At 55.6% G+C, this 15,488-nt stretch carries 14 protein-coding genes; 10 read left to right on the top strand and 4 right to left on the bottom strand.

The genetic code is table 11. The features are described 5' to 3' along the window. The first annotated feature begins 278 nt into the window (after positions 1-278). The 9 genes from B5E56_RS05845 (at position 279) to B5E56_RS14395 (ending at position 12,110) form a co-directional block, all read left to right on the top strand. Complete coding sequence (locus B5E56_RS05845) at positions 279-1,745, top strand: helix-turn-helix transcriptional regulator (RefSeq protein WP_087389012.1); 1,467 nt, start codon at positions 279-281, stop codon at positions 1,743-1,745. Between the two features lie 234 nt (positions 1,746-1,979). Beyond that, a complete protein-coding gene (locus B5E56_RS05840) occupies positions 1,980-3,131 on the top strand; it encodes a hypothetical protein (RefSeq protein WP_132587296.1) in 1,152 nt (383 codons plus the stop codon). A 60-nt stretch (positions 3,132-3,191) separates the two neighbouring features. Further along, on the top strand, positions 3,192-3,542 hold the full coding sequence (locus tag B5E56_RS05835) for a hypothetical protein (RefSeq protein WP_087389011.1): 351 nt from the start codon (positions 3,192-3,194) through the stop codon (positions 3,540-3,542). Beyond that, a complete protein-coding gene (locus tag B5E56_RS05830; RefSeq protein ID WP_087389010.1) occupies positions 3,535-4,422 on the top strand; it encodes a mechanosensitive ion channel family protein in 888 nt (295 codons plus the stop codon). Before B5E56_RS05835 ends, B5E56_RS05830 begins: the two co-directional genes overlap by 8 nt. 3 nt (positions 4,423-4,425) lie before the next feature. After that, positions 4,426-5,529 (top strand): hypothetical protein, encoded by a 1,104-nt coding sequence (locus B5E56_RS05825; protein WP_158098673.1) that lies wholly within the window; start codon positions 4,426-4,428, stop codon positions 5,527-5,529. Between the two features lie 102 nt (positions 5,530-5,631). Continuing rightward, positions 5,632-6,654: an S-layer homology domain-containing protein gene (locus tag B5E56_RS05820; RefSeq protein ID WP_158098672.1), complete on the top strand. Its 1,023-nt coding sequence runs from the start codon at positions 5,632-5,634 to the stop codon at positions 6,652-6,654. 43 nt (positions 6,655-6,697) lie between these two features. Beyond that, the gene (locus B5E56_RS14875) at positions 6,698-11,293 is read left to right on the top strand and encodes an S-layer homology domain-containing protein (protein WP_242958789.1); all 4,596 of its coding nucleotides are present in this window, start codon (positions 6,698-6,700) and stop codon (positions 11,291-11,293) included. 76 nt (positions 11,294-11,369) lie between these two features. Beyond that, a complete protein-coding gene (locus B5E56_RS05810) occupies positions 11,370-11,702 on the top strand; it encodes a tyrosine-type recombinase/integrase (protein ID WP_087389007.1) in 333 nt (110 codons plus the stop codon). 138 nt (positions 11,703-11,840) lie between these two features. Further along, on the top strand, positions 11,841-12,110 hold the full coding sequence (locus B5E56_RS14395; protein ID WP_143383136.1) for a hypothetical protein: 270 nt from the start codon (positions 11,841-11,843) through the stop codon (positions 12,108-12,110). Positions 12,111-12,146: 36 nt separating this feature from the next. On the opposite strand, the gene B5E56_RS05805 is transcribed toward B5E56_RS14395, so the two are convergent. Both B5E56_RS05805 and B5E56_RS05800 read right to left on the bottom strand, forming a co-directional pair. Further along, positions 12,147-12,827: a TIGR00266 family protein gene (locus tag B5E56_RS05805; protein ID WP_087389006.1), complete on the bottom strand. Its 681-nt coding sequence runs from the start codon at positions 12,825-12,827 to the stop codon at positions 12,147-12,149. A 77-nt stretch (positions 12,828-12,904) separates the two neighbouring features. After that, positions 12,905-13,516, bottom strand: coding sequence for a single-stranded DNA-binding protein (locus tag B5E56_RS05800; RefSeq protein WP_242958788.1), 612 nt, complete (start codon positions 13,514-13,516; stop codon positions 12,905-12,907). Positions 13,517-13,656: 140 nt separating this feature from the next. Between B5E56_RS05800 and B5E56_RS05795 the strand changes: the two genes are divergently transcribed. Beyond that, complete coding sequence (locus tag B5E56_RS05795) at positions 13,657-13,929, top strand: hypothetical protein (protein ID WP_087389004.1); 273 nt, start codon at positions 13,657-13,659, stop codon at positions 13,927-13,929. A gap of 37 nt (positions 13,930-13,966) precedes the next feature. Here the strand turns inward: B5E56_RS05795 and B5E56_RS05790 are convergent, their stop codons facing one another. Beyond that, a complete protein-coding gene (locus tag B5E56_RS05790; protein ID WP_087389003.1) occupies positions 13,967-14,383 on the bottom strand; it encodes a cupin domain-containing protein in 417 nt (138 codons plus the stop codon). Beyond that, positions 14,370-15,461: an ethanolamine utilization protein EutH gene (eutH, locus tag B5E56_RS05785; protein ID WP_087389002.1), complete on the bottom strand. Its 1,092-nt coding sequence runs from the start codon at positions 15,459-15,461 to the stop codon at positions 14,370-14,372. The genes B5E56_RS05790 and eutH overlap by 14 nt, the downstream gene beginning before the upstream one ends. Positions 15,462-15,488: the final 27 nt, after the last annotated feature.

Below are 15,488 nucleotides of genomic sequence, written 5' to 3'. Positions count from 1 at the left end.
ACCAGCGGGAGGCCATTTTTCGGATCGGCTTTGATCTTTGAAAATCACTTTTCTGACGTTTCTTGTTGTGGTATAATATTTCCTCCCGTATTATGTGTTTGGAATCAGTTGTAGTTCCCTGACGTTTCTTGTTGTGGTATAATGGGCCGTCAGAAATTACAATAAAGTATAGCCACTTGGACAACAAACAAGAAGTAAAACGAGAACGGCCCCTAAGATGGTTACAGGTGCCAGAGCAATGATATGAGTGCAGTATACTCATGCCATATGGAGGAGCAATGGAGAGAAGGAAAACGCAGGCTATGGCGTCGCATAGCGCCATATTTTTATTGCTGAGTATTTTTACATTTGTGTTTCTTGGTTCGGAATATCTATATGTCAATATGGTCTCCCGCATTGTCGAGGAAAGCCAGACGGTCATTGCACAAAATTATGCGCTGGGCGTCAATGCCCTTGGATTTCTTATATACCCGCTGATAAACCGCTCTGTCCGCGAGAGGAACAAGACGATCCTTATATTTTCCCTATCGTTCCTCTCCATTATCTGCATATTTTTGATCCAACAGCACATCTCGTTTTCCGTCACGCTTGCGGCAGGCGTGGTTCTGTTTCTGTTGCTGGGCGTTTTTGGCGGCTCCGTTCATTATCTGGCTGCCTGCACGATCCGGACCGAACGCATAGCCGGCCTGGTGGGAATCTCCTACGCGGCCGGCATCCTGCTACAGTACGCAAACAACAATTTGGTAAATATAGAGATCGCGGAGGCCGCGGTACTCTCTGTTTCCCTTGCGGTACTGAGTGTTTTGATCATGCGCACACGCCGCATCCACAAAGAAGCACTCGCATCGGATGAAACGGCGCCGCTCCGAACCGCGCTCCGCCCCGATGAAATGTCCAGAAAGAAAATACCGGCGGGACTGCTCCTGGTACTTCTGGTGGCCCTGATGGCCTGCGTATTCAGCACATTGGATAACGCGATCACCCTGGGCCATGCGGCGGGCACGATGGACATCGGGCAATGGCCCCGTATGCTGCTGGCCCTGAGCGGCCTGGCTGCCGGTTTCCTCTTTGATATCCGGAAAAGAAAATATATGACGCTGATGATGTACTGTGTGATGGTGCTCTCGGTGCTGTGTGTGATTGTTCTCCGGTGGGGCGGGCCATTCCTGACCGGAGTAGCGGTCGCCTATGTGGCCTCCGGATTTTTTGTCGTGTTTTTTACCACCAGTTTTTTGGAGCTCGCTGCCTGTATGCGCCTGCCGGACCTCTGGGCCGGCATGGGACGGGCGGTGAATAATCTCGTGGCGGCGCTGGTTACCAACGGCTCGGTGACGCTGCTCCTTGCCGGCAGGAGTATTACGCTGATCGTCCTCATGCTGGTGCTGTTTGTCGCGGCCAGCATCCTGATGTTTGCCTACACGGTCAAGGCTCATGCCGTATTGGCGCCGCCCCCGGCTCCGGCGGCGGGCTACACGCCGAAGGAAAAGTTCTCTTCCTTTGCCAGCCTCTATTCATTGACTGACCGGGAGCGGGATGTGCTGCAGTATTTACTGGTCTCGGACGGCAGCGTGCAGGATATCGCGCAGCAGATGGCCCTTTCCCGTCCTGTGCTGTATCGCCATATCAGAAGCCTGAATGAAAAGACCGGAACCCAGAGCCGGATCGGCCTGCTGCAGTTCTATTATGAGTGGATGCCGGAGAACAAGGGCGTTACCCCTGAAAAAAGCCCGGATTTCAAGGCGTGAGACAAATGTACCCCCCCTGTCATTCGAAAAAAACGATGTAAAATAAAAAAAGAGACAAATGTAACCTTATATTTTAAGGCCATCTATGCTACGCTTTCCACAGATACTGGCGCAGCATCCCGGCCTACGACAAACCGCGTCAGGATCTCCTGGCGCGGTTTTTTGCGTCCACCCCGTCCGCAGCGGTGTGGGACGCTCAGGCCAGGCAGTCGCTGTATAAGGAGGAAATGAAATTTGAGAAAAACAGGATCTATTTTAGTGGCCCTGCTGCTCCTGTTTGGCCTGACTGCCTGCGGCGGTCCGGGAAACGAACCGGAGAGCGAAAGCGTGCCGAAGGGAGATGGTCAGATAACATCGGAGCCTGCCCCATCTTCCCGGGAACCCGCGGTGTCGATCACGGAAACGGCGGCCAGGACTGTGGATTTGGAACTGTATGAAACCCCAGATTTCAGCATCCAGATTCCCAAGGGCTGGACGGTCACCAGCGGCGGTACAGGGATGTATCACTCCATCCGGATTCAGGACCCCGCTGAGCCCCTCAATCAGATGTTCGTTCTCTTGAAGGCGGATATCCTGCTCCACAGTCAGGAGGGAAAGGACGCCTGGACCTATTATTCCGGCGTGACCGGTATGCCTGATATGCAGATATTTGCCCAGGCTCCCGTGCTGTCCAGCCCATCTACAGAGAATTTTTATCAGATCTTCCCGCAGTACGCCGACTTTGCCGCCCAATATGGCCCCGGCTATGCCGGCTATACCTTCCCCCAGTTTGAGGCCTTCACTGTGACCGAGCGTTTCCCGTCCACCGGCAGCCTGAGCGCCTACGCGCTGGGCGATGAGCTGCTGCGGGCCACCTTCACCGAAGACGGCAGAGAGGGAGAGGGGATGTTTGCCGCGTCGGTCGTGGATTTTGGCAGTGTTCCCATCGCGGCCGGCCCGCCGGTAGGCTACCAGCTCCCCCAGGCGGACGGCGGGTATTATATGGCGTATAACATCATGGCGGTCACAGCGGCCAAGGACACCTTCGTTGAGTGGGAGGGCATTTTGACCGAGAGCCTCGGCACACTGGAGTACTCGGAAAACTTTGTAAACGCCACCATCCAGGCGGGGCAGGAAGTGGTACAGCAGGCCATGGACTTCAGCCGAAATGCAAACGAGGTGCTGAACGGGATCATGTCTTCCTGGAAGGCGCGAGACACCAGCGTGGACATCCAGAGCCAGAAGCAGAGCGACGCCACATTGGGATATGAGCGCGTTTACGACACGGAAACAGGTGATATCTACCGGGCGGAGAACGGCTGGAGCGACAGCTATTCTGGGGAGCGCTATCAGCCGGTGACGGAAGACGAGATGTACGTACAGCCCATCAGCGGCTATATTGAGTGAAAACTGCCCTGCTTACAACGACAGGTAGCTGCATTTTTTTAACGAACAGGAGGAGCGTGAATGAATTATAGCATCTCGAAGATCATCCCATATGTCCGTCGGTATGTGCTCCTTGGAATTTATGACGTGCTGGACGGCGAAAGAGTGCCTTATCAAAAGAAAGAGGACACGGTCGTGGCCAAAGCGGAGGTATACGGCAATCTCAGCACCTTTTCTATCTCTGCCGAGGAGCAAGAGATGGGGACCGAGCTGAAGGTCACCATGCTGCAGTCCTGCGTGGGATTGTCTGAGCAGGGAAAAGAGCGGGCCATGACCGCTGTGATGGATCGAATCGTACAATATCTGGAAAACGAGCTTTTGATGAATAATCGCGCTGCTATAATAATGCCGCAGGAGGATAAATATGGATAAGAAACGTGCAGGAGTAATAAAGCTTTTGATCTTGGCAGTGGTACTAGTCGCTGCGATAATTACCGGTTTTTTAACTGGGGCAATACAACCAGATGCGCTTGCTTCCAGTTGGGCGTTTAGTGCCGATGTGTTGCTGCGCCTTGTTATCATGATGGCAGGGGTACTGTTCGTGGAATACCTGGTAGAGCTTATCTTGGGATATTGCAAGCCAGAGGCACATCGTGCCCGGTCGGTGATTACAATTATCCGCAGCCTGTTGAGATACGCAGCTGCCATCGTTATACTCTGTTGGGGCCTGACGATCATTGGAGTAAATATTACGGTGGTATTGGCCAGCGTAGGGGTACTGACGTTGATCGTTGGGTTCAGTGCAGAGAGTCTTATTGCTGATCTTGTAACTGGCCTATTTATGCTCTTTGAAAATCAATACAACGTGGGAGACATTGTGGAGATAGGGGGATTTCGTGGGACAGTGACCGATATTGGCATTCGCACGACATCAATTACCGATGCCAGCGAGAACATCAAAGTCATCAATAACGCGGATATGCGCAACATTTTAAATCGATCTGATCGCGTCTCAAAGTCTATTTGCGATATACCTATTCCCTACAAGACCGACTTGGAAGACTTGGAGGCAGCTCTTCCAGGGCTGCTTGATGAGATCTACAAAGCACATAGTGATGCAATGAAAGCGGGGCCTGTCTACTTGGGTGTGCAAAGTCTGGCCGACAGCGCTGTTATACTGCGTTTTTGTGTGGATGTGAGAGAGAAAGATATCTACTCAGCAATCCGAATCCTCAATCGAGAGCTGTTGCTAGGCTTCCGTCGGCTGGGAGTGGAGTGCCCCTTCCCGCAGTTGGATGTTCACAGCAGATAGGCTATGAAAAGGAAAGATGTGCGGCATGAGCCGCCTTTAGAGCATAAGCTTCCGTCAGAGGATACTTTACCTGAACAATTTCCTCTGCCAGAGGAGTATATGATCCCGCCGGAACCTTCTCCTGGACCAGAACGCGCACCGTTACCTCCTGAGTTTCACAGCAGCGGAAAAAACAATTCGTTTAGGATGAAGCGCAAGAACATATGGCGTATGGCAACTATGTTGTTCTCGCTGATATTGTTGGCCGTTGCGGTGTATGAGGCCGGATTGCCAGAAGCTGGAGATATGACCTCTTCTATCCCACCCGACGATGCAACGCAAGTACAGCCTAATGATAATTCTATGCAGGTTCCGCCATCAGCAGAGGAACTGCCCCCAGAGCCTAAAGAGGAAAGCTCCATTTACACCGCTACCATAGGCGGCTCTTACGGCCTGATCGATGTGACCCTGGCGGATCCTGAGACCATTTCATCGGCCAAGATCACCATGTTCGATCAGATTTCAGGAGAAACATACTATGAAGATCAATTTGGTGCCGGTATTCCCCAGGAGGATATTAAGACCGGGCATTATAGCACTACATATTATAATTATGTACCGGATTTTGAAGCCTACTGGGCGGCCAACGGCGAGGGCGCTTTCCCTGACTTTGCGTTCACACTGACCATCGAGCGGACAGACGGAGAAAGCGAGGAATACGCGTCCGAGCATATGGGAGACGGCCCGAGCTCCATATCCGTGCGGTACGAAAAGGATGCCGGCGCGGTGAAGGTCCGGCTGTATAACTTGCGGGGCGAGGATTTCATCCCGGTGGTGTGCGGCGCGCCGGAAGACGCTGCGGGCGAGACGGTCAGCGTGACGGTGTTCGTGGACGGCCAGCCCATCCCACAGGAAAACTACACGGTTGCGGATGAAACAGAGGAAAGCCAGGTGTCCCATATGGATACTCCGGATGAGGTGGAGACTGTCACAGATTATATCCGAGTGATCACCGCCACACTGCCGCAGCCCATTTCCGCCGATGCCAAGGCGACTGTCGCGCTGGATATGGAGTTGAACGGGCACCGGTTTACCTACAAAAATCCGATTATAGATCCGCTGGTCTGACACTGAAATTGACAGAAAGGAAGGAGTGGAGAAAATGGTAAAAAATGGGGCAGGAAGCTGCTATCCCTGTTCCTCGCACTGGTACTTGCCCTGGCGATGTCCGTGACGGCCTTCGCCTTCAGCGATACCCGGGGGCACTGGGCGGAGGAAACCATCCAGGCCATGACGGAAAAGGGGTATCTCAGCGGCTATCCGGACGGCACCTTTGGGCCGAACAACACCATCCGCCGGGCGGAGTTCATGAGGATCCTGACCTCCATGTATGGCCTGACGGAACGGTCAGACGCTTATATCCTTTGGACAGACGTCCGCTCTGACGCATGGTACGCCCCCTGTATGGGAGCCGGCCTGCTGCTGCCGCTGTATCCGGGGCACTATATCTATCCGGAGGAGCCCCTGACCCGGCTGGATGCGGCCTACGCCATCCTCATGACCCATGACATCGAATTTGACTATGAGAGCACATCGGCCCAGTCCATGGGCGACTATGCCGGATACGCCGGCGACGCGGACGTGTGCGCCGTAATCTCCACGGCGCTGGACAGGGGCATCATGAAAGGAACGGGCAGCGGCTTCGCGCCTTACGAATACATGACCCGGGCGGAGCTGTGCACCCTGCTCAGCCGGCTGAATCCTGAGGAAGCCGATGTGGAAAAGCTTAACGGCATCATTGACGGCCTGATCGACGATGTGGCCGCCAGCGCGCCTGCCCAGGGGGTGCCGGGCACTGTGGAGGGCTATTCCGAGGAGTATGAGCAGGCGCTCTTTGAGATGGTGAACACGGCACGGACGGAGAACGGACTTCCCGCGTTGTCCTGGAGCAACGCCCTGGCCGGCATTGCCCGAAACCATGGCGCGGACATGATCCAGCGTGGCTACTATGACCATGTGGATCCGGAGGGCCGCGGCCCGGACTACCGGGCGGACGCCGCCGGCATCTCCTATTATCTGATCAGTGAGAACATCGCTGCCGGCAATGTGTCACCGGAGGTCATCTTTGACGGCTGGATGGCCTCCCCCGACCACCGCTACAACATCCTGGATCCGGAGGTGGATCAGGTGGGAATCGGGGTAGTCCTTGGCGGTGAAATGGGGATCTACTGGGTCCAATGCTTCATTGGATAAAGATTATATCAAATAATTGCTTTGTCAAAGGAGGAATCAGGCAATGAAGAAAACTGGAAAACGACTGCGGCGGGCAGCCGCCCTGCTGCTGTCCCTGTGCCTGTCGGCGGGGCTGCTCACCACAGCGGCCCTGGCATCGGATGCGCCGGCGGCGCCCACCAACCTGCGCTTTGAGATTGAGCCCCATGACCCGAAGCAGGAGAAAGTATCAAATTCGCCAACAGACACACATCAATGGGCGATTGTTTGGCGCTGGGATGAAGAAAACCACTGGCGCAACTGTCTGGAGGAGGGCTGCATCGAACAGACTGATAAGGCAGCCCACCTCATGGACACCGATGGCAGCTGCACGGTTTGCGGCTATGACCCGGACTATCCGGACCTGGCTGTACCCACGAACCTTCGCTGGGACGGCACGGTTGCCAGATGGGATCCTGTGGAGAATGCAGGCAATTACAGGCTCACCCTCTATCAAAACGGCAAACTCATGTGGGCTCAAGACGTTAAAGCCACTGAAAGGGATTTTGGCGGATGGTTGAAGGATCCGGGCGAGTTTTATTTCACTGTAGCCCCTATGCAAGCAGGCTATACCTATTCTTATCCGGGACCGGTACCGCACTGGGCGGCGCAAAGCCCGGCCTATATCAATGAGACTGGGAGCGAGGAAGAACAACCCTATAACCCGACCGTAATTGAAAGAATTGAACTGGATATGGAAGCGCCGGCTGCCGGGCAGCCGCTGGGAAGACCGAGGACAGCGGAGGATGCGCTGTACCAAGTGGATGGTTTTAGCTGGCAGCTGTGCGCCGGTCCCGGCGGCAGCGGCATAGAGTATCTGTTCTCCGGGGAAGACAATTTTGAGGATGGTAAGTGTTACCGTCTGTACATAGGATTGCAGGCTGAATTTAACTGCGTGATCTCGGAGAATGCGACGGCTACCTTCAGTGGCCGCTCACCCGATCGAATAGAAATAGAAACTTCCGAGCACGGAGACATCAGCTCGATTGTTGCATGGTTTACCGTAGGTGCGCCGACGGTGCCGACGGAGATTTCAGAGCTGACTTTTTCCAATATTCCGGAGCCAACGAGCGGAATCAATTTCACCGAGGCTCAGGAAGCGGCACAAACCCATATCAATGATAGTGTGGCAGGGATATACCAGGCCAGAGTAAGCTATTACAAATGGGATGGAGTAAAAGACTGGGATTGGCAATACAGCAGCGACGCTTATGATGAAAACGGGCACTATGCCCTTGGCCTTGAACTAAAGGCAGCGGATGGATACAAATTTGGCGAGGACATCACGGTCACGGTAAACGGAAAGACCGCCAGAATCATATCCCAATCCGACTATTCCATCGAAGTGTTTATGCTGTTTAACCCTGATAATCCAATCATAATCAATTATGTCGAGATTAATAGCAAAGCATGGCCCCATGATAAGGTGGAAATCCAAATTGAGGAGGACAACTTCCAAATCAATGACTATATCCACTCCTACGGTGATATGGCGATGTTCACCATCAAGGAAGCGGAGCTGAAGATCAGCGAGGATCAGGGCTCTACATGGCGTTCTTTGAAGTCGACGGATACGCACTTTGCCCAACGGTTTCGGTACGGCTTCTTCGTCACAGTAGAAGCACGGGAAGGTGCGAAGTTTGACCCCAATATGACGGCGTCAATCAATGGAGCAGCTTCGGTTCAGGTATCGAATGATGGGAAAACGGCCGAGATATACCGCGACCATCTGCGGGTGTATAAAAACGCGGGCGTCTCTAGTATGTCCGGCGGTGATACAATCTGGGATGACGACAGCGTCCCCATTGCTATCAACAAGCCTGTGGCGGGAGCCTCAACCCTGGTGCAGGAGAAATATGCCGCCGCAGTCGTAACGAGCCGTTCCCTGGGACTGAAGGCAAACGGCCATTGGTACGAGGTGCCTTATGTGGGCTCCACATATGTGCTTAAGGATAGACCGGAAACTTTTGAGTCCGGAAAAACCTATATGCTGGCGGTAGACTTCGAATGCGAAACCAGTGGGGAATATTCCTTTGGCGGCCCATTTGAGGTGGAGAAATTTGTAAACTATAATAATATTGACGAGATCATCAACTACGCGCGCAAAGAAGCGCTGACCAATGACGACCCCCACTTTAAACAAAGCTATCGTTACTGGTTCACGGTTGATGGCGCTACATCTGAGCCGAAGAAAATCACCTCGATCAACATCACCGGACCGGAAGTCCTGCGGGATGCGCTGGGTGATGAAACGATTTTTTCCCTCAGTGAGGAACAGTTGGCGCAATTCAAGGTGGATGGAGACGTTACGGTTGAGGATATATGGTGGTCTTGGTGGTCTGGCAGTGGCCGACTGTATCTGGATCTGGCCGTGCCCAGCGGACACTATTTTGAGATTCCGAGCAAGCTCTCCGTCAAATACAACGGTAGCGACGCGCAGATATACACGGTGGGCTTTGGTGTTTTACATCCCTACGACCTGCTGTCCGTAACGATCATGGACGTTCCGTCCGCGGCAGCTACGGTCACCCAGGGAGGAGAGGTGACGGAATATGAAACCCTGGAAAGTGCGGTAGCGGCTCTGGGAGAAAATGAGGGTGTTATCACTCTGCTGCGAAGCGCCGAAGTAGTCGGCACAGACGACAGCAGTATTCTGAGCATCCCGGGTACGGCCGAACTTAAAATCAACGAAAACGCCACGTTGACGGTGCCGGAAGGCAAGACCCTGCAGCTGGCGAATCCCGCCTTCCTGGACAGCGAGGGGTCCATCGCGGTTGACGCCGGCGGCACGCTGAAGATCCCGGCGGCTAATGGAACGACGGAAGCCTTTGTGGGCGCAGACAATAACGCCCGAATCCACCTCACTTCCGGCACGCTGACCCTTGATATGGGGGAGGATCTGCTGACCCTCAGCGAGAATGCCGTGACAGAGATCCCGGAGAATCAGGAGGCGTGGCTCCTCCAGAGCACGGACGGCACAACGAAGACCCCGCTGGATGCCGTCATTGAGACCGGCGCGAAGCTGACGGTCAATGGTACGCTGAATGCGATCTCCGGCACCAACCAGAGCGGCTCCACCCTCACTGTGAAAGGCACGCTGGACGCCTCCGGCGGTACCCTCTCCGTGGCAAAGTACGCCAAGGTTGCAGTGGAACGGGGCGGCAAAGTCACCCTGAACCCCGCCTCCCTGCTTTCCGGCAAAGTGCTGGGCAAGGCCACTATCGCCGCCGGCGGCTCCGTTGCTGTGGGCGGTGAGGACTGGATCGGCACCGGCGGCAATGTGAACCTCACCGCCGGCCGCATGACGCTGGACTTCGGCGGCATCGCAAGTGGAACAATCGCCGCCGCGCTCACCGAAAACGCCCGGGCCACCGTCCCCACCGGCAAACGCTGGACACTGAAGGTCGGCATGGACACCCCCTCCGCAAATGTAAACCTGGCGGTGGAGACCGGCTCCACCCTCGCTGTGGCCGGCGAATTCCATGTGGCCAACAACTCTATACTGACGGTGGACGGTGCCGTGGATATCACCGGGCATCTGAGCATCGGTTCCGCAGGCACTGTTAACGGCAGCGGCGGCATCACCAATCAAGGTATTCTCACGCTGGACAAGGGCGAGGGCGAGGCCGTCGGTAATCTGAGTGTCAATGTAGCCCTGAGTGGCAGCGGCAAGGCTTACGCTATGACGGACATTGCCGAAAAGCTCACCAATGCCGAGAAGCTGGAGGACAATATCTACAACAATGTGGAATACGCCTTTGCCTGGGCAGCAAAGGTGCCCGATCCCACCCCCGGTGGCGACAGTGGCGGCGTGAGCACCTATGCCATCACGGTGGAGGACAGCGAGAATGGTGAAGTGGAGAGCAGCCGGACAAGAGCCGCCCGGGGTGACACGGTGACTTTGACCGTCACGCCGGATGAAGGTTACGAGCTGGATACCCTTACCGTCACCGACAGCAAGGGCAAGGAGTTGGAGCTGACCAATAAGGGCGGCGGCAAGTACACCTTTGAGATGCCCAGCGGTAAGGTGACCGTGGAGGCGGAGTTCGTCCCAGAAGAAGCGGAGAAACTGCCTTTCACCGACGTACCTGAAGACGAGTGGTACTACGATGCGGTGGCCTATGCCTACGAGAATGGGTGGATGAACGGAACCACCAGCACCACCTTCGCACCGGGGAGCACCACCTCCCGGGCCATGATCGTGACAATCCTCCATCGGATTGAGGGCAAGCCCTCAATCCAGGAAAGCACTGCTTTCCTGGATGTTCCTCTGGACGCGTGGTATGCCGATGCGGTGGCCTGGGCGGCGGAACACGGGATTGTCGAAGGATACAGCGACACGGCTTTCGGACCCAATGATCCCATCACCCGGGAACAGCTGGCAGCCATCCTCTACCGCTACGCTCAGTACAAGGGCTATGACGTAAGCGCAAAAGCAGATCTGAACAAATTTACAGATGCGGACGAGATCAGCAACTACGCCCTTGAGGCCCTCCAGTGGGCCAACGCGGAAGGGCTGATCAACGGCAAGGGGGACGGCGTTTTGGATCCCAAGGGCCAGGCCACCCGCGCCGAGGCGGCAGTCATCCTCACGCGGTTTAATGAGGTCGTGGCGGAATAAGATTGGACCTGGGGCCGGAAATCCGGCCCCAGGCTGTATATAGGAGAATTGCGTTGCAAAAGATAATCAACGCCGCCTGCTCCTGCTGCTGAAGCTGCTGTATGAACAGACGGATGAAACCCATTTCGTATCCGGTGCGGATATCCTGAGATATTGGGAAGATGCGAGCATCCGTGCCAACCGGAAGAATGTGTACGGAGATAAGGTGACCCCGCATATCCTTCGCCACACATACATCACAAACCTGTTGCTCAGGGGCGTAGATATCAAAACCGTCCAGTATCTTGCTGGGCATGAACGCGCAAAGATCACCCTTGATATCTATGCCCATCTCACATATAATCGCCCCGAAGAGATTATTGAGAAGATCAATATGGCTTTTGCTCCTGGTGCAGTTACGGGGAATTGACGCGTTTTCTAAGAAAAGCCTGGAACTCGCCTATGATTCCTGTTAGGGTCCATGGGCGAGTTCTTTTTCACTAACGATCTGATAAATAGGTTCATGTATGCGCATCCAAAACATTCAAATATTACGCATATTTAAGTAATGCTGTTGATGAATGGATACTTGCGAAAAGCTCAGCACGATGAAAATAACCTCAATATTGAGGTTACAGTAGAGGTTATTTCAGATTTCAAAGTAAAAAAAGCCAGTGTTTTCAATGGTTTCAAACGACAGACTACAAAAAGTACGGCCTCAAGGCTGCCCGTCGTGCTCCTCAGTTCAGCAAGCGCTGATTTTATTGCAGAGCAATCAAAAATGCCGCCCTTTCGGGCGGCATTTTTCTTGCCTGTGGAACTGTCCTTATACCACTAAAAAGAGACGCTGCCAAAGGCAGCGTCCCTTTTCTATTTAGTTGCTGCCCTTGGGCAGGAAGGGGAGCAGGGCGTCGGCCAGGCCGGTGACCGGCATGGTCTGAAGGGTCACCTTGCCGGGGCCGGTGATCACCGTATTGAACAGGCCCTCCCCGCCGAAGAGGACGTTTTTCACGCCGTGAATCATCTGCACATCGATGGAGCAGGTGGCGTCCATCATGGCCAGGTTGCCGGTATCCACCACAATGCTCTGCCCCGGCTTCAGCTCATATTCCACCACCGAGCCGTCCAGTTCCACAAAGGCCATGCCATAGCCGGACAGCTTCTGCATGATAAAGCCCTCACCGCCGAAAAAGCCGGTTTTCATCTTTTTCTGGAAGTGGATGGACAACTCCACTCCCTGCTCCGAGGCCAGAAAGCCCCGCTTCTGCACGATGACCGGGTGGGCAGGATCGATGGGAATGGCCCGAATGGTGCCGGGCAGGCTGGAACCAAAGGCAATCATGCCCGGGCCGCCTACCGCCGTATATGTATTCTGGAAGATGGAATCGCCGGAAAACATCCGTCCAAAGGCCTTGCCAATGCCACCTGCGCCGGTAGACATCTCCATATTGGGGGACATCCACACCATGGAACCCCGCTCGGTGATCATGGACTCACCGGCGGCCACCTGACAGATCACTACCGGCATGGGCTCGCCCTTGATCTCATACTGCATACCATCGCCTCCTTATAAAATGGGTCTCTAAGGCAAGTATACGATAGGCCGTACCGGTATGCAAGTCTCTTTCCCTCTTATGTCTCCACCCCCTCCAACCGCATCACCGACACCTCGAAGGCGGTGCGCTGGCGGCTCTGGCCGTTCTCCAGCTTGGTGTAGGCCCGGCTCTGGAGGCGGCCCTCCAGCCGCACCCCGTCCCCCACTTCCAACTCGCCGCAGCAGCGGGCCAGCGCCCCCCAGGAGATGCAGGGCAGATAGTCCGCCCGGCCATACTTCCGATTTACCGCCAGCATGAGATCGCAGATCTCCCGGCCCAGAGGGGTGCGCCGGAACACCGGCGGCTTGCACAGCACCCCCGCCAGGGTAAGCCGGTTCTCATTGGGCCCCTCTCCCGGCTTGATGCTCTTGGCGTGCAGGGTGATGACCAGCTTGCTGCCGGTGCCGCTTTTGTTGTTGAAGGAGCGCACCTCCCCCTCCACCTCCACCGGCGTCCCCGCCTTTACCGGATACTCCTCCAGCAGTTCTTTAGGCGCAATGACGTTGATGGTGTCCTCCGAGCCGGACAGCCGGAGCACCGTAAGGGGAAAGGTCTCGTACACGACCCCGTGGGTCTCATGGGACCACACCGGGTCCGCCGTGACGGTCCCCCGGAGCATTGCCCGATTCTCATTCCATCCTGTCTGCATATCCATCCACACTCCTGCCTGTTTTGGGTAGCTGTGGCATCTATATGCGGGTTTGTCCCCCGCTATGCCCACCCGATACAGACAGTGGTTGACGATCCTGTCCACTATGGAGTATGATAGGGAAAAGGAGTGCAGCATACATGAACAAGTTTTTGAAAGATGTGACATTCACCAAGGTGTTCTTTATCTGGTTCGCCCTCTTCTTTTTGCTGCTCATGATCAATATGCAGACGGTGCAGAATAGCCTGCTGGTCAGCATCACCGGGGCCGCCCTGAGCGTATTCCTGCTGATCTTCCCCGTCCCGCCCCACTCCTTCCAGCGCCGCTACGGCAAGGAGCGTGCTGTCCATGTCACCCGTGTCCTGGCTGTGGCCATTATTGTGATATCGTTTATTTCCAAAGCGCAATTCTAAACAGAAGGTCCAGCCCATTGTATGGGCTGGACCTTTTTTACTGCTGATTTTGCCAGTCGGCGGGGTAGACGAAGTAGAGGAACCGGGCATGGCCGGTGACGGAAAACTGAATTTCGCTTCCCTTGGGAATGTGGATCAGCTCCCCCGGCCCGGCGGACACCTTCTGCCCATTGCACAGGATGTCCAGCCGCCCCTCCACCACATAGTCCATCTCGTCGTAGTTCAGGGTCCAGGGGAAGGTGGTGTCGGTCATCTCCATGATGCCCACCCCCAGCCTGGGAGACTGCTCCAGGGTGAACAGGTCCCGGGTATACACCTTGTCACCGGGGTTACCGGTGTTCATCCGGTGATCCTCGGTGACGGTAAGGGCAGGCACCTTCACCGCCTGCACCCCGCCCCCCAGGTGCTCCAGCAACACCTGGCGGATGATTTCTTCCAGCTTATGCTTGTCCATGACGGGTCTCCTTTCGGGTGAGGAACATGGCCACCGCCACGGCGGTGACGCCGCCCACCAGCTTGCCCACGATCATGGGGAAAATCATGGTGGAATCAAAGCCGGCGGTAAAGCCCAGGTGGTCACCGAACACAAAGGCCGCCGACACAGCAAAAGCCACGTTGATAATCTTGCCCCTGCGGTCCATGTCGCCCATCATCTGAAACATGGGAATATTGTTGGCCAGGGTGGCCACCATCCCGGCTGCCGCCACGTCGTTCATGCCCAGCAGGCTGCCCAGCTTCATCAGGGGCTTTTTAAACACCTTGGTGATGACGTACACCAGGGGGAAGGCGCCCGCCAGCACGATGGCGATATCACCCACAATGCCGATGCCCTCCTCAATGGAGTTGAGGCCAGGGATAATAGTCAGGGGCGTCAGGGCCTCAATGATGGCGGCGGCCAGACCGATGGTGATGATGATGACAATGATGCGGCCAAAGACCTGGAAGCCCTTCACCATGCCGTTGGGCACAAAGGCCAGCCCCAGGGCGATGAGCACCGCAAAGAGCACGATGGGCAGCAGGTTACGCAGCACCATCATCACCGGGAATCCCGCCACCAAGCCGCCCACAAAGCTGCCGATGGGGATGGTGATGACGCCGGCCAGCACGCCGGTGGCCAGAGCGGGCCGGTCCTCCGCCTTGATGATGCCCAGGCCCACCGGAATAGTAAAGACGATGGTGGGGCCCAGCATTGCCCCTACGATGAGGCCGCCGAACTGGCCCGCCTCCTCCGTCAGGGCCAGCTCCTGAGCCAGGGTGGCTCCCCCCATGTCGTTGGCCAGGATGGTACCGGCGAACATGGCCGGATCGGCCCCCAGGAACTGATAGAAGGGCACCACCACCGGCCGCAGCAGGTTGGCCAACACGGGGGCCAGGCAGATAATACCGATCATAGCCAGGGCCAGAGAGCCCATGGCCATAATGCCCTCCTCAAACTTCTCGCCCAGCCCGAAGCGGTTGCCCAGGATGCGGTCGATGGCCCCCAGGGCCATAAAGAGCACCATCAGATAGACGATGATCTCGTTGATGGACATAAACTGTCCCTCCCTTTTGTGAAACGG

The sequence above is a fragment of the Flavonifractor sp. An112 genome, from assembly GCF_002161085.1.
Lineage (GTDB): Bacteria > Bacillota > Clostridia > Oscillospirales > Oscillospiraceae > Flavonifractor > Flavonifractor avicola.
The sequence above is the reverse complement of the archived record's forward strand: the minus strand, read 5'-3'. Positions and strand labels throughout refer to the sequence as shown.

Bases quoted from the DNA above. Each gene is read 5' to 3' on its own strand.
- B5E56_RS05845 (WP_087389012.1), top strand. From the start codon at position 279: ATGGAGAGAAGGAAAACGCAGGCTATGGCGTCGCATAGCGCCATATTT.
- B5E56_RS05835 (WP_087389011.1), top strand. From the start codon at position 3,192: ATGAATTATAGCATCTCGAAGATCATCCCATATGTCCGTCGGTATGTG.
- B5E56_RS05830 (WP_087389010.1), top strand. From the start codon at position 3,535: ATGGATAAGAAACGTGCAGGAGTAATAAAGCTTTTGATCTTGGCAGTG.
- B5E56_RS05825 (WP_158098673.1), top strand. From the start codon at position 4,426: ATGAAAAGGAAAGATGTGCGGCATGAGCCGCCTTTAGAGCATAAGCTT.
- B5E56_RS14875 (WP_242958789.1), top strand. From the start codon at position 6,698: ATGAAGAAAACTGGAAAACGACTGCGGCGGGCAGCCGCCCTGCTGCTG.
- B5E56_RS14395 (WP_143383136.1), top strand. From the start codon at position 11,841: ATGCTGTTGATGAATGGATACTTGCGAAAAGCTCAGCACGATGAAAAT.
- B5E56_RS05805 (WP_087389006.1), bottom strand. From the start codon at position 12,827: ATGCAGTATGAGATCAAGGGCGAGCCCATGCCGGTAGTGATCTGTCAG.
- B5E56_RS05800 (WP_242958788.1), bottom strand. From the start codon at position 13,516: ATGCAGACAGGATGGAATGAGAATCGGGCAATGCTCCGGGGGACCGTC.
- B5E56_RS05795 (WP_087389004.1), top strand. From the start codon at position 13,657: ATGAACAAGTTTTTGAAAGATGTGACATTCACCAAGGTGTTCTTTATC.
- B5E56_RS05790 (WP_087389003.1), bottom strand. From the start codon at position 14,383: ATGGACAAGCATAAGCTGGAAGAAATCATCCGCCAGGTGTTGCTGGAG.
- eutH (WP_087389002.1), bottom strand. From the start codon at position 15,461: ATGTCCATCAACGAGATCATCGTCTATCTGATGGTGCTCTTTATGGCC.